This window comes from Pseudoalteromonas sp. SWN29 (genome assembly GCF_015864465.1).
Classification (GTDB): Bacteria; Pseudomonadota; Gammaproteobacteria; order Enterobacterales; family Alteromonadaceae; genus Pseudoalteromonas.
In genome coordinates this window covers 61,327-71,950 of record NZ_JADYXE010000013.1, presented here as the reverse complement: position 1 = coordinate 71,950, position 10,624 = coordinate 61,327, and the positions used below count along the sequence as shown (strand labels likewise).

The following is a 10,624-nucleotide window of genomic DNA, read 5'->3' as shown; positions in this document are numbered from 1 at the left end:
TTATTTGCCTTTTTTTGTGCCGTTAAAGTGTGAAGTTATCTAAATCTTGGTTAGGTTCAAAATCGCCAAGCCTTTCAAGCTCAGTATCTTGTTGCATTTGCTCATGCCAACGCGCCTCATCCCAAATTTCAAATTTATTCATCAAACCAACTAGCATGATTTTTTTGCCAAGTGATGCATGAGCCCGTAATGATGGCGCAAGCAAAATTCGACCGTTTTTATCAAGTTGATATTCAGTAGCATTCCCGAGCAACATACGCTGCATTCGACGGGCTCGTGGGTTCATATTGGAGATTTTAGCTAAACGGCTTTCTATTTCGAGCCACTCAGCCAGCGGATACAACCATAAACACGGCTCATTTAATGCGACGGTACAAATAACCGTTCCCTGATCTTCAGACAATAGAGATTCTCGGTACTTGGTCGGTACCGCAAAACGCCCTTTATCATCCAAACTCAGTGAACTCGCACCACGAAACATAAAAAACCTACTTTAAAATTATTTTATTCAACTTTTGTTTATTTTTATCCAGTGTGATCCACTAAAAACCACTTTTTACCACAGTACTCCAGTTTAGGGTTTGACAAGCCATTTTGTCAAGTAAGCTGACCAGCTTTAGTGAGCCCCAAAGCTAGAAAAAATAAGGGCTCAGGTGAAGCGTTTGAATTATGTGGGAAAAAATGGGATTGTGATGAATAAAATATCTATTCTATTTTTTATAACTTTTTGTTTACACGCTTTGATTACTGAATAGCCAATGAATATTTACAATTTTTTAAGCGTTTTTATCTTCTTTGTAAAATTTACCTAACGATGTAGTAATAGTTACTGTTTGATTTAAATTGCCAACTATCAAAAAATAAAGAAGTAAAATAAAAACCAAAAAATTCAGTAGCTTAAATTAAATAACAAGCTTGGTTTAATCATTGCATCATCTAAATGACTATTTAAATTTTTTAACTTATTAAGGATTGATTATGGCTACTGCAACAAATACGAAATCAAATACAACTTCAGATGTTAAGCCTGACGTTAAACTAACAAATACTGAATCACCTCTTACGGAGAAAGCAACATCAGCGGCGCACGACGCTGTAGATGCACTTTCTAGCAAAGCAGCAACAGCTGAAAGTAGTGTTCGTAAAGGCGCTTCGAGTTCAGCAGAAGCACTAAGCGAGAAACAACTTATTGCACGCGAAAAGTTAAGTGAATGTACAGCTAAAACCCGTGCATTTGCTTCTGAAAATCCACTAGCAACTGCAGGTATTGCTTTTGCTGCGGGTATGCTAATTACTTCATTGTTCCGTCGTAAGTAATTAGTGATGAATAACCCACAAACAACCGCAACCAAGGATGGTAATGCACAAGACCAAGCTACTGAGCAGCAGCGCCAAAAGGACGATTGGCAAGATCATATTGCAAAGCTTTTAGAGTACTCTAAGCAGCTCAAGGATGATTACCAAACTCAAGGAAAGATCACCCATCAGCTAGCTAAAGCTGAATGGCGGTTATCGCTTAGATCGCTTGCATTGATCACTATATTTTTAGGCTGTTTTGCCAGTGGTTTGGTTTTGTTGTGGGCAGGAGTATTAGGCGCTGTTGGATACGGTGTATTCGATCTTTTTGGATCAGTATGGCTTAGTATTGCGACAGCTACTCTGCTGCAAGTTGCTTGTTTGGCATGGCTCTGGAAAAATACAGTTTACTTAAGCAATAAAATTGGCTTTAGTAAAACGCTTAAAAGCTTAAAACAACTGTTTAACTTATAAGGAAATTACTATGTTAGTTAACTACTTAATTAAAGCACCTAATGAAAACGTTGATGCTCTTAGTAAGCAAATGGACACGCGCAGCGAGTTGAAACGCCAACATCATGCAGCGTTTCAATATAGGCTTAAGCGTTTTGCCGCAACTAAAGTGGGACTAACAAGTGCCTTTTTAGCCGGTGTAGCTGTACAAGCAGGGAAAGGCGAAACCAGCTTGGTAAGAAAATACGGCTGGCTTGTTAGACTGCTAGCTTAAACGCTAAACATTTCTACCGTGAGCAGATGAGTAATCAATATTTGGGCCACTTGGCACAACTTGTGTTGGATTAATCATTGTATGGCTAAAATAGTAATGACGTTTAATATGGTAAAAATCAACAGTCTCTGCCACACCTTCAACTTGGTATAAATCTCTAAGGTATCCGCTTAAAGCTGGGTAGCTTTCAATTGTGCGCAAATTACATTTAAAGTGACCAACATACACACTATCAAATCGAATGAGCGTGGTGAATAGTCGCCAATCTGCCTCTGTGAGGTTATCCCCTGTTAAATACCGCTGTTTGCTCAGTATGCTCTCTACTGAATCGAGTGCTTTAAATAAATCGTTAAAAGCCTCTTCATACGCATCTTGAGTTGTAGCAAAGCCCGTACGATAAACACCATTATTTATATTTGGATAAATCAGTGCATTTAATTCGTCAATTTTTGGTTGCAGTGCCTCAGGATAGTAATCATCGTTATTACCTGTTAATTCATTAAATGCACTATTGAACATACGTATAATATCGGCAGACTCATTACTGACAATTTTATTGAGCTTTTTATCCCACAATACGGGAACCGTTACTCGCCCAGAATACTCAGGGTTATTTTTTGTATAAACTTGATGTAAGTAATTACTATTAAATAATGCATCGCCAGTACTATGATTTTTCGTATCAAACTCCCAACCACTATCAAGCATATCAGGACTAACAACCGACACCGTAATTAAGTCTTGTAACCCTTTTAATGCTCTAAATATAAGTGTTCGGTGAGCCCAAGGACATGCCAGCGATACATATAAATGATACCTATTCGCTTGTGCTTTAAAACCTGCGTCACCGGTTATTCCAGCACTGCCATCAGCAGTAATCCAATGGCGCAACTGCGCCGCTTCGCGTTCAAACTTACCATTACTTGAATCAGTGTCGTACCATTTATCTTGCCATTGACCGTTAACTAATAATCCCATGAAACTCTCCTAAAAATATTGTTAAATTTTGCCAAACTCGCCGTTTTGATAATCACGCACCGCTTGCTGTACTTCAACTTGCGTCGTCATTACAAACGGCCCCATATGAGCAATCGGTTGATTAAGTGGATCGCCTGCTAAAACCAAAATACCAGCGCCGTGTTCAGAGCTAATATTAATGTCACTGCCTGGTTCTAAAATAAGTAACTTACCCGCTGGTATTATTTGATTGTCGCTCATTATTAGTGAGCCGCTATGAATATAGAGCATTATTTTTTGTTGGCTAAGAGGCCCTAAAAAAATGCTTTTACTGGCTGGTAAAGTAATATCAGCAAGCGCGGCATTGGCCGCTAAACTTTGCAAACTACTTGTAAGCGCTTCGCTTTCAAACTGCCACGATCCCGCCAGTGCTTTTAACGTCACACCTTGTGTGTTAGTAAAACTCGGAGCTGGATTTTTCGTCGTATCTTGATAACGTGAATCACGCATTTTTTCTGCACTTGGCATGTTTATCCAAATTTGAAAGCCATGCAAACCGTCAACAGCATCTGCGAGTGGCATTTCACTGTGCATAACACCGCGCCCTGTACTCATCCATTGCACATCGCCTGCTTTAATTGCCTCTCTGTTGCCCATTTGGTCACGATGTTCAAAGCCACCTTTTAGAATATAAGTAAACGTTTCAATTCCTCGGTGCGGGTGTTCAGGAAAGCCTCCCATATAATCTTTTTTGTCGTCTGACTTAAGTTCATCAATCATTAAAAAGGGATCTAAATATTTACCATCAAACCCTGGTATACGACTAATGCTTACGCCGTCGCCATCTTGAGTTGCATAAGCTGTAAGTATTTTTGATATTTTCATTTTTTTAATTCACTCGAAAGAATAAGTTGATAGAGTTATTAAATCATTCATTAAACAAAACAACTATGTCTTTAAATCGAGCTAACCATTCTATTTTTTAGAATTTAAAGCTACTGCATATATTATTTATGTATTTAGGACAATGATTTACCTTTTTTAAAATGCCATATTTATAGATAAACACTTAAATATTAATAACTCTTGAATACAACCCTATATATTGTATGGTTATTTTTATCATTATTGACTACAATCATTTTTTAGGAATTGAGCTTAGGGAAAAACTTATTTTTACTTCATCACTTAAAAGCCAACTTTACAGGTTGTTAATTTTACTCAGTATCCCCGGTGCAGTCGTGACTGTATTGACACTGTGGTTTGATCGCGACGCTGCGATTGAAAAAAGTGAAAAAAGAATAGTTAACATCGCTAAGCACTTGACCCATCATCAAAAAACAATGGTCGATGATGTACAGCGGTTAACTATTTTTCTGGCAAATAAAGCGGCAAACACTGAAGAGTTACCGACCACCTGCCCTAGCTATTTTTTTGAAATAAAAGCTCTTTACAGCAATATTGCAAATATAGGTATTGTTGATAAAAACGGCGACCTAAAATGCGTAACAAATGGCCGTAGTAATAATATTAATATAAGCGATAGACACTATTTTCTAAATGCTATTAATAATAAGAGTTTTTCTATTGGGTACTTTCAGTACGATAGAAGTATTCAAGCGCAAAGCGTTAACTTTGCGTACCCTATAATAAATAGTAATAACCAAGTACAAGGTGCACTTGTTACTGTAATTGCATTAAATTGGTGGAACATTGCGTTAAGCCAAGCTGAGCTACCTAACAATGCTAAGGCGGTTATTGCTGACTCTAACGGCTTAATACTCGCTAATTACCCTAAGCGCCCAAGCGAATTGGGTAAAAAAATCACAGATACAGATTTACTTCACGACAATAGTGCATTAGCTGTTTTCAAAAATGCGAGCGGCGCAAACCAAGTTTTTCACCGATCTGTTATCTATAACGACAAACACAATAATAATTTAGATATCTACATCGCGGTCTCAGTAGACGATTTTATTAACGAGGTTAATGCTAATTTTGCCAAGACAATCATCGCATTTTTAGTCGCGATTCTATTACTCGTATTACTTGCCAGACGACTTATTAAAATAAGCATATTTGACCCTATCACTGATTTGTCACATGCAACCGACGAACTTGCTAGCGGCACAATGCCTAAGCACGTAAAAAAACCAAATAGCCCCGAATTACACACACTTTACGACCGTTTTGAAGTAATGGCTGTGACTCGCTTATCGGCAGAAGCTAAATTAAAAAATAAACACAATGAATTAATGAGCTTGCTCAATGCACTACCAGACACCTATTTACGTATAAACGCGCTTGGAAAAATACTTTATATCGGTGGTAATATTAATTCGCTATTTGAAATAGAAGCCGGAACAACCTCAAAGCTCTCTGACTTATTATCGAAAGCGAATACCCAATTACTCCTTGCACATTTAGACAGCTCGCAAACTATTGAATTTAAGGTAAGAGAAGGTGTAACAGAACATTTTTTTGAAGCTCGTATTAATGCGCTTAAAAACAATAATGAATACATCGTTGTGCTTAGAGATATTAGTCAGAAAAAAACCAATGAAAAAGCACTTCACTTAGCATCGCTTGTTTACAACAACAGTAGTGAAGGCATGACGATAACCGACCCTAACGGCATTATTTACGATGTAAACCCCGCTTTTTGTACAACAACCCAATACAGTAAAGAAGAAGTCATTGGTAAAACCAGTCATATTTTGTCATCAGGCAAGCACACTAAAGAATTTTATCAAAAAATGTGGGCAGAACTTAAAAATACTGGCCGTTGGCAAGGTGAAATAGTAAATCGTAAAAAGAACGGTGATATTTATACTGAGTGGCTAAAAATAGATACCGTATACGATGAGAAAAATATTCCAACCCGTCGCGTGGCTATTTTTACGGACATAACAGAAAAAAAACAAGCTGATGAAACCATATGGCGACAAACTCATTTTGACCATCTGACTAGCTTACCCAATCGTTTAGAATTAAAAGAGCGCTTAAATCAACGCTTTTTAAATATAGGTACCCCTGATAATCAATTGGTTGTCATGCTTTTAGATATTGATCACTTTAAAGATATTAATGACACATTGGGCCATCACTATGGCGACAACTTATTAAAACTCGTATCGCAACGTATAGTGCAGTCGGCAAAAAATGCGTCATTTGTAGCCCGAATTGGCGGTGATGAATTTGTTATAGTATTTAATCAGATTAAAAGTACCCGCCATACAAATCAAATTGCCAGTAATATTTTACAAAGTATCTCATCAGTACTACACATAGACAATGAAGAGCAATTTATTAGTGCAAGTATGGGTATTGCCTGTGCGCCAACCGATGGTGAAAGTACTGAGCAACTTTTAAAAGCAGCCGATCAGGCAATGTACAAAGCAAAAAGTAACGGCCGTAACTGTTTTGAATTTTTCTCAGAAGATATGCGTATTCATGCACAAGCGCGTATGCAGTTATTGAAAGATTTACGAATAGCCATAGACCTTGAGCAATTTGAATTATTTTATCAACCGATTGTTGCTTTAGACGATTTACATATACACAAAGCAGAAGGGCTTATTCGTTGGAATCACCCTAAAAATGGTTTAGTAACCCCCGCCTCGTTTATTCCGCTTGCTGAGGAAACAAGACAAATTAACTCATTAGGTCAGTTTGTATTTACTCAAGCAATACAAACCCTAAAAGAAATTAAAGCAACTACTGGTGAGCAATTTCAAATAAGCGTTAATGTATCGCCTGTACAACTATCCACTGTCGATAGTGGAATAGATGATTGGTGCGATATGCTCAGTGCTGCAAAATTGCCAGCATCATCTATTGTTGCAGAAATTACTGAAGGTCTTATGGTAAATCCAGAGGAACTCACGCAGAGCCGATTAAAAAAATTAGTTCAGTCGGGTATGCAATTAGCACTTGATGATTTCGGCACTGGTTACTCATCGCTTGCCTACTTACAAGAAATGGATGCTGATTACCTTAAAATAGATAAACGCTTTGTTGATAACATCCAGCAAGGTAGTCAAGAGCTTGCCCTTTGTGAGGCAATTATAGTGATGGCTCACCAACTCGGGCTTAAAGTGATTGCTGAGGGAATCGAGACATCACTGCAAATGAAGCTATTACTAAACGCAGGTTGCGATTATGGGCAAGGTTATTTATTTTCAAAACCACTTCCTAAAAATGAGTTTATGGCACTGCTTAGCAGTAAAAAAGTGGTTATTTCAAACAATAAATAAACTGTTATGCAATAAATATACTGTGTATGCGGTCAGTTAAGCAATCAGATATAAAGTAGTAGCAGGATTTAAAATGGCAAAAGCAACATTAGAGCAATGGCGAATGTTTAAAGCGGTTGTGGATCATGGCGGGTTTGCAGGCGCAAGCGCAGCTGTACATAAAAGTCAGTCAACCGTACACCACGCTGTGCAAAAACTTGAAGCCGCCTTGCAAATTAAGTTGCTTGAAGTAAAAGGTCGTAAAGCATTTTTAACCGATAGCGGTAAGCTCATTTTACGCAGAGCTGAATTTTTAATTGAAGAAGCGACTAAAATAGAATCGGTAGCCAGCACTCTTAGCGAAGGCGTAGAAAGCACATTGAAAATAGCCGTTGATGAAGTGCTCCCACACGCTATTTTATACCAAGCACTTGCTAAAACGAGTGAACTTTATCCCCTTTTAAAAATTGATTTAGTTGAAAGCGTGCTAACAGGTGCAAACGAATTATTACATAACTCAGTAGTTGATTTAGCCATTTCGTCAATTCCTATCTATGGAATTAGCTGTAGTACGCTGTGCAATATAGAGTTTATAGCGGTTGCGCATAAAGACCACGTTTTACACCAGCATACTGAACAACTCAATTTTCGTGATTTAAAGCTGCACAGGCAAATAGTAGTGCGCGATTCAGCAACTCACACTAGTCACAATGAAGGCTGGCTAGGTGCTGATATGCGCTGGACAGTAAGCCACTTACGCAACTCTATTGATATGGTTAGTCAAAATTTAGGTTACGCTTGGCTGCCAAAAACACAAATTGCACACTTAATTGAAGATCAAACCCTCATTGCACTTAATTTAGACCAAGGTACAACCCGCACTCTTAACTTATATTTAATGTGCAACGATAACGACAGGCTTGGTCCTGCTGCACAAGAATTTAAAGAGCAAATTACTGCACTTACTAATTTAGCTAATTAATCGGCAATTTATTCGTTTTTTACATCGAGGTGATCTGCTACATAGGCGCCTCGCTGCCCACGCTCTTTAGCCGGCCCTACAGTGCTATCTTTACCTGTTTGCTGCTCAGTAGCTGCATTAATTACAGCACCTAATGTGATTATGTAAGCGCTGATATACAACCACATCAGCATGATCACTACACCACCTAGTGAACCGTAAGTTTCGTTGTAACTAGAAAAACGCGACACATAAAATGAAAAACCTATAGACGCCAAAATCCAAAGCACGGTAGCAATAGACGATCCCATCGTGATCCAACGCCATTTAGCCGGTTTACGATGCGGGGCATAACGATATAAAAGTACCAATGCAAAATTAAAGGTAAAAGCCAATAATGGCCAAGAAATGAGTTTAATTAATAAATCTATACTTTCTTTTAGTCCCACTAAATTAAGTACAATAGGTAAAATACCAATAATTAATAGCGCAAAAATTGCGACTACAATCGCCCCAACCGAAAATAAAAAGCGCACTAGTTGAGCCTGAAAAAATGAGCGTTTTTCATATTCACGATAACTAATATTACATGCAGTAATAAGTGCTTGGCTGCCCTTTGAGCTACTCCAAATAGTAAGTATGAGTGTACCAATTGCACTTAAGCTCAAGCTTGCACTTGATGTTTTAGCTAGGCTAGAAACCTGAGATAAAATCAGTTCGCTGGTGCTTGGTGGAAGCAAAGTAACTATTTTACTTAAGTGCTCACTAATATCTGTTGGGGATGAAAAGTACGCATACACAGATACCATCGCCGCAATGGCTGGAAAAATAGCAAGCAGTGCATAAAATGCCACACCGGCTGCAACTATTGATAAATTATCTTCGCTCATTTGCTTAAAAATACGTTTAACAATATCCCACCAGCCTATAAAAGGGATGTGCGCAGGTTGCTCTGCTTGCTGTCCTCGTTTAGCTTCTTTCATTCTAAACCTCAATATTTGTATTACGTTACTACAGCAAAATGTTTGCCAAGTTAAATAAAGCGTTTGGTACTAAACTTGCTACTGCCTATTATTAACGATTATAAAAACTAAACACGGACGATAAGCCATGCCTAGCAGCCAATCAAACAATATAGCGTTAAACAATACGCTCCCCAGCATACAAAGTTTTCAAGGGGATGTGTTTTCGTGGCATTTTTTTCACGAACAAGCTGTGCAATTACTTCATGCAACAGCGCAAATATTACCCACACTGTTGCTCGCAATAATACTTTTAGCACTAAGCTACTTAATTGCAGGGCCGCTTTCTCGATTACTTATAAAGCCCATTGACTACATGACTGACAGTAAACTGGTTCATTTAGTTGTAAGGCGCAGTATAAGCACTTTAATTATTTTATTTGGCGTGTATTTATTTTTACGTTTAGCAGGGCTTACCGAATTCGCTGTTGCTATTATGAGTGGTACTGGGTTAATAGGTTTAATACTCGGCTTTGCTTTTAGAGACATAGCAGAGAACTTTATTGCTAGTTTATTACTGAGCGTACAAAGACCTTTTAAAATTGACGATGTAATTGAAGTGGATGGCCGCTTAGGTGTCGTTAAAAAAGTAACCGCAAGAGCAACCACGCTTGTTGATTACGATGGCAATCATATTCAAATACCCAATGCGACGGTATATAAAAATACCATTAAAAACCTGACTGCCAATCCAAAAATGCGCGGCAAAGTAGAAATTGGTATTGGCTATGATAACGATATACGCAGCGCACAAACCCTCGCCCTAGATATTGCCAATCAACAAAATGCAGTACTTAGCGACCCACCCGCGCAAGTTTTAATAAAAAACTTAGGCTCATCAACAATTAACTTTGTTTTGTACTTTTGGGTTAATGGCGAGCAACACAGCACTCTAAAAGTTGCTTCGCAATTAATGAGAGAGCTGATCAATGAGTTTACAACACAAAATATCAGCATGCCCGATGACGCACGAGAGAGAATTATACTCACCGACCCTAATGAACATGTTTCTAGCTTAGAGCAAAAACAACCAGCGCAAATACAAAGCGAAAAAAGTGAAACAGTTGAGCAAGCTAAAACACTTGATGATGTGAGCAGTGATACCGACGAAATACGTGAACAAGCAGAGCAGTCTCGCGATCCAGAACAAGGAAAAAATATTATTTAAAAACAGGGTCTATTTATCTTTCGAGGTTAAAAAAGACATTTATTGAACTTAAAAGAACAATAAACAGAGATTTCCAACTTAAATATACATTTTAATGTATTTAAAAAAGTAATTTGAATAATCAAACCAAAATCCTATAACTTTTATTATATCCATAGTAAAAGTTATAGCTAACTCTAAGCAACTGATTCAAAAGATCAATTTAAAAATAAAAAACGATTTAAAATCAATTCCTCAAACTCTCACTTCATTATTATG

General features: G+C 37.8%; 10 protein-coding genes. 6 read left to right on the top strand and 4 right to left on the bottom strand.

Annotated features, from left to right (window positions below; genetic code table 11):
- Positions 1-22: 22 nt before the first annotated feature.
- Positions 23-481, bottom strand: a complete 459-nt coding sequence (gene mraZ, locus I6F53_RS07085; RefSeq protein ID WP_007582904.1) for a division/cell wall cluster transcriptional repressor MraZ — start codon at positions 479-481, stop codon at positions 23-25.
- Between the two features lie 497 nt (positions 482-978).
- On the opposite strand from mraZ, the gene I6F53_RS07080 reads away from it, so the two are divergent.
- The 3 genes from I6F53_RS07080 to I6F53_RS07070 are packed head-to-tail and all read left to right on the top strand — an operon-like array spanning position 979 to position 2,023.
- Positions 979-1,317 carry a DUF883 domain-containing protein gene (locus I6F53_RS07080; protein ID WP_197179425.1) on the top strand — a complete coding sequence of 113 codons (339 nt, stop codon included), beginning with the start codon at positions 979-981 and terminating at the stop codon, positions 1,315-1,317.
- Between the two features lie 6 nt (positions 1,318-1,323).
- The gene (locus I6F53_RS07075; protein WP_197179427.1) at positions 1,324-1,770 is read left to right on the top strand and encodes a hypothetical protein; all 447 of its coding nucleotides are present in this window, start codon (positions 1,324-1,326) and stop codon (positions 1,768-1,770) included.
- A gap of 10 nt (positions 1,771-1,780) precedes the next feature.
- Entirely contained in the window at positions 1,781-2,023 is a 243-nt protein-coding gene (locus I6F53_RS07070) for a hypothetical protein (protein WP_197239021.1), read from the top strand.
- A 3-nt stretch (positions 2,024-2,026) separates the two neighbouring features.
- Here the strand turns inward: I6F53_RS07070 and I6F53_RS07065 are convergent, their stop codons facing one another.
- Together I6F53_RS07065 and I6F53_RS07060 are read right to left on the bottom strand one after the other, a co-directional pair.
- The gene (locus I6F53_RS07065) at positions 2,027-3,001 is read right to left on the bottom strand and encodes a glutathione S-transferase family protein (protein WP_197239020.1); all 975 of its coding nucleotides are present in this window, start codon (positions 2,999-3,001) and stop codon (positions 2,027-2,029) included.
- 21 nt (positions 3,002-3,022) lie between these two features.
- Complete coding sequence (locus I6F53_RS07060; RefSeq protein ID WP_197239019.1) at positions 3,023-3,865, bottom strand: pirin family protein; 843 nt, start codon at positions 3,863-3,865, stop codon at positions 3,023-3,025.
- A 356-nt stretch (positions 3,866-4,221) separates the two neighbouring features.
- Here I6F53_RS07060 and I6F53_RS07055 point away from each other — a divergent pair, with 356 nt between their 5' ends.
- Positions 4,222-7,236, top strand: a complete 3,015-nt coding sequence (locus I6F53_RS07055) for a bifunctional diguanylate cyclase/phosphodiesterase (RefSeq protein ID WP_331460761.1) — start codon at positions 4,222-4,224, stop codon at positions 7,234-7,236.
- 73 nt (positions 7,237-7,309) lie between these two features.
- Positions 7,310-8,197 carry a LysR family transcriptional regulator gene (locus I6F53_RS07050; RefSeq protein WP_166419359.1) on the top strand — a complete coding sequence of 296 codons (888 nt, stop codon included), beginning with the start codon at positions 7,310-7,312 and terminating at the stop codon, positions 8,195-8,197.
- An 8-nt stretch (positions 8,198-8,205) separates the two neighbouring features.
- Here the strand turns inward: I6F53_RS07050 and I6F53_RS07045 are convergent, their stop codons facing one another.
- Entirely contained in the window at positions 8,206-9,159 is a 954-nt protein-coding gene (locus I6F53_RS07045) for a YihY/virulence factor BrkB family protein (protein ID WP_007582878.1), read from the bottom strand.
- A gap of 127 nt (positions 9,160-9,286) precedes the next feature.
- Between I6F53_RS07045 and I6F53_RS07040 the strand changes: the two genes are divergently transcribed.
- The gene (locus tag I6F53_RS07040; RefSeq protein WP_197239017.1) at positions 9,287-10,366 is read left to right on the top strand and encodes a mechanosensitive ion channel family protein; all 1,080 of its coding nucleotides are present in this window, start codon (positions 9,287-9,289) and stop codon (positions 10,364-10,366) included.
- The last annotated feature ends 258 nt before the right edge of the window (positions 10,367-10,624 follow it).

What these genes read in the sequence shown, in the direction of transcription:
- mraZ (WP_007582904.1), bottom strand. Translation starts at nt 481, where the DNA reads ATGTTTCGTGGTGCGAGTTCACTGAGTTTGGATGATAAAGGGCGTTTT.
- I6F53_RS07080 (WP_197179425.1), top strand. Translation starts at nt 979, where the DNA reads ATGGCTACTGCAACAAATACGAAATCAAATACAACTTCAGATGTTAAG.
- I6F53_RS07075 (WP_197179427.1), top strand. Translation starts at nt 1,324, where the DNA reads ATGAATAACCCACAAACAACCGCAACCAAGGATGGTAATGCACAAGAC.
- I6F53_RS07070 (WP_197239021.1), top strand. Translation starts at nt 1,781, where the DNA reads ATGTTAGTTAACTACTTAATTAAAGCACCTAATGAAAACGTTGATGCT.
- I6F53_RS07065 (WP_197239020.1), bottom strand. Translation starts at nt 3,001, where the DNA reads ATGGGATTATTAGTTAACGGTCAATGGCAAGATAAATGGTACGACACT.
- I6F53_RS07060 (WP_197239019.1), bottom strand. Translation starts at nt 3,865, where the DNA reads ATGAAAATATCAAAAATACTTACAGCTTATGCAACTCAAGATGGCGAC.
- I6F53_RS07050 (WP_166419359.1), top strand. Translation starts at nt 7,310, where the DNA reads ATGGCAAAAGCAACATTAGAGCAATGGCGAATGTTTAAAGCGGTTGTG.
- I6F53_RS07045 (WP_007582878.1), bottom strand. Translation starts at nt 9,159, where the DNA reads ATGAAAGAAGCTAAACGAGGACAGCAAGCAGAGCAACCTGCGCACATC.
- I6F53_RS07040 (WP_197239017.1), top strand. Translation starts at nt 9,287, where the DNA reads ATGCCTAGCAGCCAATCAAACAATATAGCGTTAAACAATACGCTCCCC.